11 protein-coding genes are annotated in these 12665 nt (G+C 62.4%); 4 read left to right on the forward strand and 7 right to left on the reverse strand.

From position 1 onward, the window contains the following. Nucleotides 1–69 precede the first annotated feature (69 nt). The 3 genes from KKY_RS04940 to KKY_RS04950 are packed head-to-tail and all read right to left on the reverse strand — an operon-like array spanning nucleotide 70 to nucleotide 4510. Entirely contained in the window at nucleotides 70–2355 is a 2286-nt protein-coding gene (locus KKY_RS04940; protein WP_014130209.1) for an LPS-assembly protein LptD, read from the reverse strand. Next, nucleotides 2355–3434: an LptF/LptG family permease gene (locus KKY_RS04945; protein WP_014130210.1), complete on the reverse strand. Its 1080-nt coding sequence runs from the start codon at nucleotides 3432–3434 to the stop codon at nucleotides 2355–2357. The genes KKY_RS04940 and KKY_RS04945 overlap by 1 nt, the downstream gene beginning before the upstream one ends. Then, entirely contained in the window at nucleotides 3431–4510 is a 1080-nt protein-coding gene (locus KKY_RS04950) for an LptF/LptG family permease (RefSeq protein WP_014130211.1), read from the reverse strand. The genes KKY_RS04945 and KKY_RS04950 overlap by 4 nt, the downstream gene beginning before the upstream one ends. A 196-nt stretch (nucleotides 4511–4706) precedes the next feature. Here KKY_RS04950 and KKY_RS04955 point away from each other — a divergent pair, with 196 nt between their 5' ends. Beyond that, a complete protein-coding gene (locus tag KKY_RS04955; protein ID WP_014130212.1) occupies nucleotides 4707–6203 on the forward strand; it encodes a leucyl aminopeptidase in 1497 nt (498 codons plus the stop codon). A 66-nt stretch (nucleotides 6204–6269) separates the two neighbouring features. On the opposite strand, the gene KKY_RS04960 is transcribed toward KKY_RS04955, so the two are convergent. Continuing rightward, complete coding sequence (locus KKY_RS04960) at nucleotides 6270–6719, reverse strand: GNAT family N-acetyltransferase (RefSeq protein WP_014130213.1); 450 nt, start codon at nucleotides 6717–6719, stop codon at nucleotides 6270–6272. A gap of 81 nt (nucleotides 6720–6800) precedes the next feature. After that, nucleotides 6801–7712: an SDR family oxidoreductase gene (locus KKY_RS04965; RefSeq protein WP_014130214.1), complete on the reverse strand. Its 912-nt coding sequence runs from the start codon at nucleotides 7710–7712 to the stop codon at nucleotides 6801–6803. Nucleotides 7713–7792: 80 nt separating this feature from the next. Here KKY_RS04965 and KKY_RS04970 point away from each other — a divergent pair, with 80 nt between their 5' ends. The 3 genes from KKY_RS04970 (at nucleotide 7793) to KKY_RS04980 (ending at nucleotide 9591) form a co-directional block, all read left to right on the forward strand. After that, nucleotides 7793–8386 carry a TetR/AcrR family transcriptional regulator gene (locus tag KKY_RS04970; protein ID WP_014130215.1) on the forward strand — a complete coding sequence of 198 codons (594 nt, stop codon included), beginning with the start codon at nucleotides 7793–7795 and terminating at the stop codon, nucleotides 8384–8386. Nucleotides 8387–8439: 53 nt separating this feature from the next. Beyond that, nucleotides 8440–8889 (forward strand): DNA polymerase III subunit chi, encoded by a 450-nt coding sequence (locus KKY_RS04975; protein ID WP_014130216.1) that lies wholly within the window; start codon nucleotides 8440–8442, stop codon nucleotides 8887–8889. Between the two features lie 84 nt (nucleotides 8890–8973). Further along, nucleotides 8974–9591, forward strand: coding sequence for a YitT family protein (locus KKY_RS04980; protein WP_014130217.1), 618 nt, complete (start codon nucleotides 8974–8976; stop codon nucleotides 9589–9591). A gap of 154 nt (nucleotides 9592–9745) precedes the next feature. Here the strand turns inward: KKY_RS04980 and KKY_RS04985 are convergent, their stop codons facing one another. Together KKY_RS04985 and KKY_RS04990 are read right to left on the reverse strand one after the other, a co-directional pair. Next, nucleotides 9746–10603: a DUF4344 domain-containing metallopeptidase gene (locus KKY_RS04985; protein ID WP_014130218.1), complete on the reverse strand. Its 858-nt coding sequence runs from the start codon at nucleotides 10601–10603 to the stop codon at nucleotides 9746–9748. 93 nt (nucleotides 10604–10696) lie between these two features. Next, nucleotides 10697–12571: an ABC-F family ATP-binding cassette domain-containing protein gene (locus KKY_RS04990; RefSeq protein ID WP_014130219.1), complete on the reverse strand. Its 1875-nt coding sequence runs from the start codon at nucleotides 12569–12571 to the stop codon at nucleotides 10697–10699. Between the last annotated feature and the right edge of the window lie 94 nt (nucleotides 12572–12665).

Genomic DNA, 12665 nt, shown 5'->3' on the forward strand with positions numbered 1-12665 from the left:
CGGCAGTTGCGATTGGGATTTGTTTAAAGCCTTACCGGTCGGAATGGAAATGGCTTTTGCAAGTCGGCGTCAGAACTGGTAGCCGTAGCCAAAATCAATGACCTCGTCATTGCCCGGACCGCTGAGGCTCAGATTGACTTTGACCCGCAGATCATCGGCCGTATGGTGGGTCGGCCCGGTCCACAGGGCCTGGACGCCATACGCCAGGAACCTGTCGTCATAGGTCAGTCCGGCGGTTGCCTCGAGCCATTGGCTGGCCTCCAGGTCCCAGGCCACCCCGGCATTGGCCGTCCAGTAATCGGCCACCGGAATTTCCGCGTCGACCCCGATTTCGTGGCGATCCCGGACCTGATTGAGTTGGGGTTGGGCCGCTATAAACACATAGTCGCCGCTCACCCGCACCCCTTCCACTTCGCCCGAAGCCGAAAGTTGCAGGCGCGGAATGTCGCCACTTGCCGGGTCGAACTGCATTTTGGCACCACCCGCCAGCCCGCCATATCCGCCCTGAAGCCCAGCCACCAAATAGGATGCGTCCGCATTCATGCCCGAGGCAATCCCTGCGGTGCTTCCGTCGGTGACGTTGAAGCTGTTGGTCCCGGCGAGGTGGAAGGATTGGCCCATCAATCCGCTCAGCCAGCCGCCATTGTCGAAGCTGGTCTGGAACTGCCCGCCCACATTGGCGCGCAGTCCAGTCTCCTGCCGGTCGGCACCGGAAAAACGGTTGAAGCTGAACAGGTTGGAATCGTCGAAAACAAAGCCCTGGGAATCATTGTTGACGATGCCGGGCACCGCCTCTCCCTCGCGATAGACAAGTTGCGCGATGGGTTCGATCACATGCGTCGCGCCATTGGCGCGCGCCAGCAGCGGATAGCGGATGTCGAGCGCCGCGATCGGGGTCGCCGAAAACAGGCTCTGCCCGGCCGGGGCGCTGGCATCCGGGCTCGCCCCGTCATAGGAGGCCGCATCGCCGCGCAGCCCGAGATAGGGTGAAACGAGGATCCCGCCCGGCATGACGTGCTGGTTGGTCCAGCTTGCCTGCACCATGGCGTGAACCGATTGGCCCTCATAGCCGTGCACGAATCCGTGGCCGGTATCGTCCAGCGCCCGTGTCAGGCCCAAAAGCCGGCCACTCAGCTCGACGCGGCCTGCATCCCCCTCGAGATCGACCACATGATCGATCACCGCATTGGGGTGGGTCAGCGCTTGCTGATCGAGAACGTTTTCGAACGCTGCCTGGTTGGATCTGTTCCCCAACCGGACGAATTGCTGCACTCGGACGTCGGCGAATGTGTCGGTATCGAGATATTGTGCATAGACTTCATTGCGCTCGGTGCCGCTGGCGATGTCGTAATCGGGCAGAAAGCCCGGATCGGTGAACGCGGTGTAGGACCAGCCAAGCGTCCATTCGTCCGTCGGAGTGAACGTTCCGCTGGTCTGGACCGCCCCGCGCATGGCGCGATTGGCCAGCCCGCTATAGACGCCCGGGTTGAACTGATAGACCCCCGAAGCGCTCACCCGATAGCTCACATCGCCGACCGTCTGCCGCCAGTCGAGCGCCAGTCCCGCACCCTGGTTTGAATAGAGCGTGGGCGTGACCGCCAGAGAGCCGTCGGCAATGCGATAGCGGAAGAACGGCAGCGAAACCGCGACGCCGTATTTCTCATCGTAGCTGAGGACGGGGAATTCGACCTGTTCACCCTGTGGCAGCGTCAGCCAGGGCAGTGAGAGCACCGAAAATCCCAGCAATTGCAGCGAGGGCTGCTCGAAATAGATCACTTGCTCGGTCTCGTCGGTGACGATTCGCGCCGCCTTCACCGACCACCCGATCCGGTTGCCCTTTTCATCGATGCAGGTGCCGCACGGGGCATAGGTGCCCTCGACATAGACCCGCTCGACCCCTTCGTCGAAATTGGTCTCGGCCGCCGTAAACCGGCTGCCATCGGGAAACGCCACGGTCAGGGCGCGCAAAAACCCTTCGCGGAACCCGTCTTCCAGTTCCACCCGTTCCGCGACGTATTCGATCCCCTCGGGATCGATCACCGCGACATTGCCGACAAGTTCGACCCGTCCCGAACGCTGGTAATAGATCGCTCTGTCCGCCGAAGCGCGGAAGCCCTGGAAGCTGATCCCGACGCGCCCCTGCGCCACCACAGTATCGTCGCGCGAATTGAAAACCATGGTGTCGGCCGAAACGGCCATGTCGCCGCCGCTGCCCGAGGGGATGCGGGAAAAGAAATCTGCGGGAACGAGCTGCTGGGCGCTGGCAACGGGAGCGCACGCGAGCGCCGCGGCCATGACGCCGGCCAGAAGTGCGCCACGCCGCACCGATATTGCCCCCAGGGGTGGTTTGTTCATCAAACGCGCCCGTCTTCTCTACGCAGGATCACGGTCAAACCGATCACGATGGCGACAAGGGCAGGGCCCCACGCCGCCGCAATCGGGTCGAGAACGCCTGCCGAGCCGGCTCGGTCAGCCATCTCCGTGATTACAAACACAACAAGGCCCAGGACGATTCCATAGACGATGGTCCACCCATAATGCCCCGTTCTTCGATAACCGCCGGTAAAGGCAAACGCAATCAGCAAAGCACCCACAAGAACGAACGGAACGGCATTGAGTTTTTGAAAACGCGTCTCCGCCGCCGCCCGCGCGAACGGGTCCGCGATTCCATTGCGCAATGCCTGCCTCAGGTCGAACCACGACATGTCCTCCGCCGTCCCCAATTGCAGGCTCAGTTCCGATCCCGTGGCGGTGGTTGCCAGTGTCATTTCGGCAAAGGGCTGCGGCGCCCTGTCGATATCGAGCACCATCCCGTCGGTGATCCGCCATTGTCCGGGCTCGAGTTCGGCCATCCGCGCGTGGATGCGCGTGCCCGTTCCTCCCTGCGGCTGCAGCCGCAATATCGAAACATCGCGCAACTGCGTGCCGCCCTGGGTCACCGAACGCGCATAGAGCATGTAATCCCCATCCGCGCCGGTCTGGTTGAACCACGTCTCCCGGTTCTGCACCCCATAGGCGCGCCCCCAGCCGATCTGCGCCGCGTCGAGCTGCTGATAGACCCTGATCGCAAAGCTATCGACCACCGTCGTCACGATCACGCCCGAGAGGATAATCATCAGAATCGGCCAGCGCATCGTCGACCAGATCGACCGCCCCGACGCGCTGATGATGACCATTTCGCGGTGCGAATGCAGGTCGATCAGCCCCACGATCGCCCCGATCAAAACTGTCACCGGCAGCCCCAGAAGGCTCCAGCGCAACGCGCTCAGAAACGCCAGCCCCGTCGATGTCCATGGCCCGGCCAGCGCGGCGGTCTGGTTGAACCGTCCCGTATCGAGAAATTCGACAAGTAGGATGATGCCGAAAAAGATGCCCACCACCAGCCCGATCCGGGCCGCAAGGCGAATGCAGACGACGCGTCCGACCCTGTTCATCGCGCCAGCCTCCAGCGGGGGAAGATGAAGGCGCGCCGGCTCCGCAGCCACAACAGGCCCAGCGAGAACGCAAGGATCACGCCCGGCGCCATGAAATGGCGGCCCCCGCCGCCCGAAAACGCGCTCACCGCCTGCTCGGCGAACGCCACAAGCAGGATCACCAGCTCCATCGGTATGCGCCGCCGCCCGCGTCCGCCGTCGGGATAGGCGCAAAACGCCGCCGCCAGCGCGCAGATGGCCAGCGCCCGCAAGGTATCGGCAAACCGCTCATTGAGCATTTTGACCTCTTCGCGCGTCGCGGTTTCATCGAAGACCCTGCCCAGCAGCCCGAAACTGTCGGTCTGCGCCGCGTTCGTGATGCGCGAGGCCGCATCGATCAGGCTCGCAAGGCTGATATGATATTGCGCGAACCGGATCTGGCTCAATCCGGCCCGTCCCGCGCTTTCATACTGGATGGCGCCATTGTTGAGGATCAACTGATAGCCCGTCTCGTCCTGAAACACCGAGGCGGTCTCGGCAAAATAGGTCCGCCGCGTCTCATTGGTCGTGTCGTCGAAAAAGAAATCGACAAGCGTTCCGTCCCGCTGCCGAGCCGAAATCGAAAACACGAGGCCATCCTCGATCTCGGTGAACCGCCCCGGCACCAGCGCGCGCCCAACCACGTCGGCGGCGATTTCGGCCGACCAGTCCGCCGAAATCCGCCGCGAATGCGGTTCGATCCAGTTTGTCACCAGCGTAACGGTCGCCGCCCCGACCAGCGTAAACGAGATGATCGCCCGCCACAGCGCGTCGGTCCGTTGCCCGGCATGGATGGTGTGCAATTCGCGTGACGATTGCAGCGCCCGCAGCCCCCGCACCAGCCCGATGGCAAAGCACACATAAAGGATCGAGCGCGCAAAGGTCGGCGTGGTCAGCCCGCTCTGGCCCATCAGCGTGAGAAAATTCTGCCCCTTGGCCGAAACCAGGTCGAACAGCCGCAACAGTTGCATCAGCCAGATCAGCGCGCCGCCCGCCGCGAAAATGGTAAGCGCCTGCGCAAAGAACTGGCTCTGCAGATATCGCGAAAGTCTGTCCAAGAAGGGAGTCCTGTGCCGGCGAGTCAGCAACACTTCTACCCTGTTCGTGTGGCGGCAAAAAGCGCAGCGTGGCAACAGAATGCGCCAAATGATGGCTGCGCATTGACGCAACCGGCGCCCGCGGACAATGCTCACCCCATCCGGCCCGGCGAATCCTCGCCGGCCCATGCCCTCGCCAGCCAAGGTTGCCGCGCCCATGCCGCAAACGCTCTCGATCTCCCTCACCGAAAACCTGCCCGATTCCCCCTCCGCCCTCGTGCTCTACGCCGATGGCAGCGGCAAAATGGGCCCGGTGGCGTCGGGGCTCTGGAAGCGCACCGGCCTCGATTTCGCCCGCATCGCCAAGGCCACCGGCTTTTCCGGCCGCCCCGGCCACATGATCGATATCGCCGCCCCCACGGGCCTTGATTGCGACCGTCTTCTGGTGCTCGGTCGCGGTGCCGATGGGGAAGGGGACAATGACGCCGCCTGGGTCGATCGCGGCGGCTCGCTTTTTGCCAAGCTCGACGCCGTCGGCGTCTCCGATGCCGCAGTCGTGCTCGACGAGCCGGGCCTGACCCCGCGTCTGGTCGGCGCGCTGGGGGCAGGCGCGCGCCTGCGCTCCTATCGCTTTGAAAAATACCTCACCCGCCGCAAGAACGGCGCGACCCATCCCACCGCGCTCACCTTCGTTGTCGCGAAAGCATCGGGCATGAACGCTGCGCTCGATGACGCCCTCGCCGTCGCCGATGGCACCATTCTCGCCCGCGACCTGGTCAACGAGCCCGCCAATCTGCTCGGCCCCTCGGACATGGCCGATGTCGCCAACACCCTGGCCGATCTCGGCATCTCGGTCGAAGTTTTCGACGAGGATCAGATGAAAGCCCTCGGCATGGGCGCCATCCTCGCCGTAGGGCAGGGGTCGGTCCGTCCCCCCCGCCTCGTCGTGATGCAATGGAACGGCGGCAAAAAGGGTCAGGCGCCTCTGGCCTTTGTCGGCAAGGGCATCGTTTTCGATACCGGCGGCATTTCGATCAAGCCCGCCGCCTCGATGGAAAACATGAAGGGCGATATGGGCGGCGCCGCCGCCGTGCTGGGCCTCATGCAGTCTCTCGCCACCCGCAAGGCGAAACTCAACGCCGTCGGCATCCTTGCCCTCGCCGAAAACATGCCCGACGCCAACGCCTACCGCCCGGGCGACGTCATCACCGCCATGTCGGGCGAAACCATCGAGGTCATTTCCACCGACGCCGAAGGCCGCCTCGTTCTGGCCGATGCCCTCTGGTATTGCCAGGACCGGTTCAAGCCCAAAGCCATGTTCGACATCGCAACCTTGACCGGCGCCATCCGCATCGCGCTGGGCGAGGATTATGCGGGCGTCTTCACCAACACCGAGTCCCTGGCCGCCAAACTCCAGCAGGCCGGCCGCGCCTCGGGCGAAAAGGTCTGGCACCTGCCCATCGGCCCGGCCTACGACAAACTCATCGAAAGCCGCTTCGCCGACATCAAGAACCAGGGCGGCCGCCTGGGCGGCGCGTCCATCGCCGGGCAGTTCCTCTCCCACTTCGTGGGCGACACCCCCTGGGCCCACATCGACATCGCCTCCACCGCCTTCGGCAAAGCCTCGACGGAAACCAACACCTCATGGGCCACGGGGTTCGGGGTGGCGCTGTTCGATCGGTTGATCCGGGATGGGTATGAGGATGGCGGGTAGGCGATAGCGCGAACGCAGGCGGGTGTTGCTACCGCAATCGCTATTCCGAACCGGACGACATTCGGACTATAGGCGCTTCTCGTAGCGCCAGACCTCGAGATCAAAGATGCCATCGGGCGTCGGCAGCCGGTTGGTCATCTGGCCCGCGCGCTGCCATCCATGTTTTTCATAGAACCGCGCAGCGCGTTCATTGCCGATGGCGCAGGCCAACCATGCGGTGGTTACGGCGGACGCAGCGATCCGCCGTTCGCCATCGGCAAGCAGTGCCGCTGCGGTGCCCGAGCCTCTGGCCGCCGGCGCGACATAGAGTTGGTAAAGCTCATCCTGCTTGATCATGCACAGGCCGGGCGGATTGCCCACTGGACCGCAAACCCGCGTAAGCGCAAGATTGTCGATAAGCCGCTGCCGGAAACTCGCCGGCGTCCGGTATCGCGACAGTTCAGCGGGCAGAATGGCAGCGTGCGCGTCCTGCCAGCCGGAGTGCCAAAGCCCAACAAGATGTTCGATGTCGGCCATCTCAGCATTCCGCACCTCACGGGCGAACGCAGAGTTGAAACGGTGCTGTGTCGGGTCTTCGGATTGGGACATGAAAGGGACCTATCGGTATCCGGTGTCGTCGGCGGGCTTGCCGGCTTCCTCTACCTCGATCAGATACCGCCACGCATCGGGGCGTGAGCCATCAAGATCGGTGAACCCGTAGATTTGCGACAGACCCCCGCTCGACAATGATTGGCCGTTCCAACGCATGCGTTCGGTGTCTGCGGCCAGCGCGGCGACGGCCCGGCCCACGAAGCGGGGCGATTCGGAAATTACGAAATGCGGCACCTTGGCCGTGGCCTCGCGCCAATTGTCCTCACGAACCCCGAACGCTTCCAGCATCATCTCGGACCGCAGCCACCCGGGCGTCAACGAAACCGCCGTTGCCCCATGCTTTTCCAGATCCTTCGCATGCGCCCAGGCCATGCGGTTTACGGAAACCTTGGCAAGATCGTAGAAGGGAGAGAGGCGGTAGTGGTCGGCATTATAATCCGCCGTCCCATCGGTCACCTCGACAAGAAGGCCGCCCGGTTGCTCGATCATCAGCGGCAGGGCGAAATGGGCGGTTATGAGGTGGGTATCGATCCCCAACCTGAGCAGCCGTAAACCGTTATCCAGATCGTGGTCCCAGACCGGCTTGTTCCATTCGAACAGTTTCTCTCCGCCCCAGATGTCGTTCACGAGAATATCGAGACGGCCCTGTTCGGTCCGAATTCGTTCGATCAGCGTTTGGACCTGTTCGGGAACCAGATGGTCGACCTGGATCGCAATGCCCTTGCCGCCGGCCGCACTCACCAGTTCGGCCGTTTCCTCGATCGTTTCGGACGCGCGGCCATATTCGGATGGCTGCTCGCGAGTGGTGCGTCCTGTCACATACACCGTGGCACCGGCGGCCCCGAGTTCTGTTGCGATGCCGCGACCCGCGCCGCGTGTCGCCCCGGCGACCAGCGCAACCTTTCCTGAAAGTGTCATTGCCGACCTCCCTTTGTTAGGCTGGCTTTCTCAGCGATTTGTATATATAAACAATCGTTCGGTTATTTATCGGAGTCAAGATGCCCCGTCAAAAAACGCAGTCCGATGACTTTGTGCTGCGCCATGCCCTGGACCTGATGTACGAGCAGGGGCCCGAGGCGCTGACTTTCGCCGCTCTTTCCAAACGGTGCGGCCTCTCGGGGGCAACCCTCGTCCAGCGCTTCGGCAACAAGGCCGTCCTCAAGCAAAAATCGCTCCTCATCGCCTGGGATCGGCTGGACGCCGATACCGCACGCCTCGCCGGTTCGGTTCCCAGGACACCCGAAGGGGCAATCGAACTTCTCGTGGGGCTCACCGGCCAATACGGTACCATCGACACCTATGCGGAAGGTCTTTTGATCCTGCGTGAGGATTTGCGCGACCCCCGGTTGCGGGCGCGCGGCGCCGCCTGGCGAGACCAACTCTGCGCCGCCCTTGATGCCTGCTTTGCGCAAACCGGCGTTCCCGCCGGTGTCGGATTGCTTGCGGCCACGCACTGGCAAGGCGCCTTGCTTTGGTGGGGTTTCGATCCAAAACAATCGGTGGAGCGCTATGTCGAACAAAGTCTGCGGGACTTTGTAGCCCGCACACTCGGCACAGCGGCGGGGCCGCTTCACGAAACAGTCGAAAGATAGTTGGCTTACGCCATCCCCTAGCGCCCCCACCAATCCGATGCGATAACATCGCCATGACCGATCTTCTCTTCTACCACCTCGAAACCCGGCCGCTCGAATCCGTTCTGCCCATGCTGCTCGAAAAGACAATCGAGCGCGGCTGGCGGGCGGTGGTGGAGGTGGGCAGCGCCGAGCGGCTCGAAACCATCGATTCAGCGCTCTGGACCTATTCCGATGACAGCTTTCTGCCCCACGCCGTCGCGCGGGGGGAGGAGGGCGATGCGGCCCAACCGGTGCTGCTGACCGGCGGCGATGAAAACCCCAACGGCGCCACCATCCGCTTTTTCGTCGATCGCGCCACCCCGCGCCAGCTCGATGGCTATGAGCGGCTTGTCTATATCTTCAACGGCCATGACCCCGACGCCGTCACCGAGGCGCGGGAGGTGTGGCGCACCCTCAAGCCGGTTTACGATCTCACCTATTGGCAGCAGGACGGCGAAGGCCGCTGGAGCAAGAAGGCCTGAAAATCGCTGAGATTTTTCGGTTCGATCTCGCGGCAAACAATGATTTAGTTCCGATCTCGATTCCACGAAGCGAAATCAAAACTAATGGATTCCTCGTTCGAACCCAGGGTCAGGCACACCCCGCTTGAAGATTTTCTTGCCATTCTGCTTGGCACGCTGTTTGTCGGGCTCGGCGTCACTTTCTATTCGGAAGCCCAGATCACAACCGGCAGCACCGCCGGTCTGGCTTTGCTCGTCCAATACGCCACCGGTCTGCCGTTCGGCGCCGTGTTCTTCGTCGTCAACCTGCCGTTTTATATTCTGGCGTTCCTGCGCATGGGTTGGCCGTTCACGCTCAAGACCTTCATCGCGGTGGGGCTCGTTTCGGTCTATCCGGCATTGATGCCCAACTGGCTCAACATTTCGGGCATAAACCCGTTCTTTGCCGCCATTGCCGGCGGCGCCATGATGGGCATGGGCATCCTCGCCCTGTTCCGCCACCGCGCCAGCCTGGGCGGCGTCAATATTTTAGCGCTCTACCTGCAGGACAATCACAAGATCGCCGCCGGCTATGTCCAGTTCGGCATCGATTTCCTCATCCTGATCGCTGCCCTGTTCATCCTGCCCCTCGACAGGGTGCTGCTCTCGCTGGTCGGCGCGGTGTTCATGAGTCTGGTCATCATTTTAAACCACAAGCCGGGGCGGTATATGGGGGTCAGTTAGGAAGGCGATCCACCACCTTGGTCATCCCGGGCGAAGACGCGGGATCCAGTACCCGGCAGCGCTGGCGGCTCCATCTTCGGCAAATCCACTCTACCCAACGAAACTCACGGTCGACGAGGTACAGGGCCGCCTCCCGCACCAATCTCGATTGGTCCTATTCGACCCGTCCAAGCTTCTCGAGCTTGAGCTTGCGCATCATTTCGAAATGCTCGCGCACCGGCATGATGTCGGACACATAAAGCTCATAGAAAAAATCGACCCATTCATAGCACAGGATCACTTCGCGGGTTTCGAGATCGTAGAATGCGTTGACCTCGCCGCAGTTCTCCGCAGTGATCTGCACGGGGTTGGGCAGCACGAAATTCTTGGCCACCCAGTCGGCATATTGCTCGAGCACCTGCGCCTGTTCCAATAGCGCCTGCGCTTCCGGATATTGGCCGCGCGTGTCGCGATACTGAACCGTAACATCCGACGCTGGAGCCCCCTGGCGCCGATGCGGATCGAGCACCATCGACCAGCCCCGCTCGGCGATCCGGTAATCCTCGGCGCAGCTTTTCTGCCGGTCGATGGGCAGCGAAATCCGCGTCGCGTATTGGGTATGCCGCTCGTAGTCGCTCCCCACCATCAGGCACGCCATGGCGTAGGAGCGCTGGATATCGAGGCTGTGCGCGCCGTAAAACGCCGAATTGACGTAGCCGCGCGAGGGCCGGAAGCTCTCCGAATAACGCCAGCCGTCTATGGTATCCTGCAGCCCGATCACGTCCGCTTCGGTCCCCGTGTCGAGCATGAGCAGCGTGGCCATCATGTCCACGGCATCTTCTTCACGCCCCAGCACCGGCAGGTCGAGCTGGTCGACCAGAAGATGCCCGATTTCGTGCAACATCGTGTGGCGGGTGTTGTTGAGCGCAAACTGAATGGCCGCATCGCGCTGCACATTGGTCAGTTGCTGGGCCGCCGCCGGAGTTGCCACCGCCAGCACGGCCAGCAGTGCCGCAATCATCCGTTTCGCCATGCTCAATCCTCGTCCCGCATCGTCTTTCGGCGTATTCTAGCGCGCGCCAATGACCTCTTCCAGACGGCTTTGCCCTTGGGGTAAAGAAACCTCTCAGGCGTCCGCCTGCGCGTCCTCCAGTTCCGCGCTCTTGTCCAGCCACTGGTCCTCGAGCGCCGCGATCTCGCCCTCGAATTTCGATTTCTCGATCCCCAGCGCAATCGCCTTGTCCGCATCGCCGGTATAGAGCGCCGGATCGTCGAGCTGCCTGTCGATCTTGGCCAGATCCTTGCGCTTCCACTCCAGTTTCTGCTCGATGGATTTGATTTCCTTGCGCAACGGCGCCAGCTCGGCCCGTTTCGCCGCCGCTTCCTGCCGCTCGCGCTTGCGGTCCGATGCCGAACCGCCCCCGCCAGCCCCGCTCGCCCCGTTCGAGGTGAGGCTCTTCTGATACCCGTCCAGATCGTCCTCGAACTCGCGTACGGTGCTATTCTCGGCGATCCACAGCGTGTCGCAGGTCGCTTCGATCAGGTGCCGGTCGTGCGAGATGATCAGCACCGCGCCCTTGTAGTCGTTGAGCGCATGGACCAGCGCATCGCGGCTGTCGATGTCGAGATGGTTGGTCGGCTCGTCCAGCACCAGCATGCCCGGCCCGCCGAACGTGATGATCCCCATCAAAAGCCGCGCCCGCTCGCCGCCCGAAAGGTTTTTCGCTTTCGTGTCCATCCGCGTGGTCGAAAGCCCCATCTGCGCCACCCGCGCCCGGCGTTTCGCCTCGCTTTCGAGCGGCATCAAATCGATCACATGCTCGTATGGGGTCTGTTCGGGCTTGAGATGGTCGAGCTGGTGCTGGGCGAAATAGGCGACTTCGAGCGTCTTCGCCCGCAACATCTGCCCGCCCATGGGCTTCAGCTCACCCGATAACAGCTTGGCGAACGTCGATTTCCCGTTCCCGTTCGGCCCGATCAGCGCAATCCGGTCGTCCGGATCGATCCGGTTGGTGATCCGGTTCAAAATGACCGTCTCGCCATACCCCACCGACACATTGTCGAAGGTGATCATCGGCGTGGCGGGCGACTTTTTCGGCTGCTGAAAGCTGAACGGCGCCGCATATTCGTCAAACAGCGCTTCGGGCGGCCGCAGCTTGGCGATGGCCCTGACCCGGCTCTGGGCCTGCTTGGCCTTTGTCGCCTTGGCCTTGAACCGGTCCACGAATTTCTGCATGTGCTCGATCTGGGCGAGCGTTTTCTCCCGCGCCTTGTTCTGCAGCTCCATCTGCATGCGGCGGGTTTCCTCGAATGTATCGTAAGCGCCCTTGTAAAAGGTCAGCTTGCCGCGCTCGAGATGGATGATCGAATTGACCGCCTTGTTGAGCAGGTCGCGGTCATGGGAAATCATGAAGACCGTATAGGGGTAACTCGCCAGATATTTCTCCAGCCACAGCGTGCCTTCGAGATCGAGATAGTTGGTCGGCTCGTCGAGCAGCAAAAGGTCGGGCTGCGAAAACAGCACCCCCGCCAGCGCCACCCGCATCCTCCAGCCACCTGAAAGCTCGCTGCACGGCCCGTTCTGCCGTTCCAGCGAAAACCCCAGTCCCTTCAGAATCGAACTGGCCCGCGCTTCCGCCGTATGCGCATCGATATCGGCCAGCCGCGTATGAATCTCGGCGATCCGGTGCGGATCCTCGGCGGTTTCCGCCTCCGCCATCAGCGCCGTGCGCTCGGTGTCGGCCGACAGCACCATATCGAGCACGCTCATTTCGGTGGCCGGCGCTTCCTGCGCCACCGCCCCGATCCGCGCCCGCTTGCTCAATTCGATCGACCCCTGCTCGGGCGATAAAAACCCCTGGATCAATTGGAACAGCGTCGTCTTGCCCGATCCGTTCTTGCCCACGAACCCGGTCTTGGCCCCAGTCGGCAACGTCACCGACGCCCCCTCGAACAGGGGACGTCCGGCAATCTTGTAATGAAGGTTGGTGATCGTAAGCATGATGGCGGCTACCTATGGTGCCACACGGCGAAGCGCAAGCCTTGTCATTGTCGCGCCGTCAGCCCATGTGTGTTACAATGCACTGAACCAATAC

The organism is Pelagibacterium halotolerans B2 (genome assembly GCF_000230555.1).
Lineage (GTDB): Bacteria > Pseudomonadota > Alphaproteobacteria > Rhizobiales > Devosiaceae > Pelagibacterium > Pelagibacterium halotolerans.

Coding starts and splice junctions, on each gene's coding strand:
- KKY_RS04955 (WP_014130212.1), top strand. CDS start 4,707: ATGCCGCAAACGCTCTCGATCTCCCTCACCGAAAACCTGCCCGATTCC.
- KKY_RS04965 (WP_014130214.1), bottom strand. CDS start 7,712: ATGACACTTTCAGGAAAGGTTGCGCTGGTCGCCGGGGCGACACGCGGC.
- KKY_RS04990 (WP_014130219.1), bottom strand. CDS start 12,571: ATGCTTACGATCACCAACCTTCATTACAAGATTGCCGGACGTCCCCTG.
- KKY_RS04975 (WP_014130216.1), top strand. CDS start 8,440: ATGACCGATCTTCTCTTCTACCACCTCGAAACCCGGCCGCTCGAATCC.
- KKY_RS04945 (WP_014130210.1), bottom strand. CDS start 3,434: ATGAACAGGGTCGGACGCGTCGTCTGCATTCGCCTTGCGGCCCGGATC.
- KKY_RS04940 (WP_014130209.1), bottom strand. CDS start 2,355: ATGAACAAACCACCCCTGGGGGCAATATCGGTGCGGCGTGGCGCACTT.
- KKY_RS04980 (WP_014130217.1), top strand. CDS start 8,974: ATGGATTCCTCGTTCGAACCCAGGGTCAGGCACACCCCGCTTGAAGAT.
- KKY_RS04985 (WP_014130218.1), bottom strand. CDS start 10,603: ATGGCGAAACGGATGATTGCGGCACTGCTGGCCGTGCTGGCGGTGGCA.
- KKY_RS04970 (WP_014130215.1), top strand. CDS start 7,793: ATGCCCCGTCAAAAAACGCAGTCCGATGACTTTGTGCTGCGCCATGCC.
- KKY_RS04960 (WP_014130213.1), bottom strand. CDS start 6,719: ATGGCCGACATCGAACATCTTGTTGGGCTTTGGCACTCCGGCTGGCAG.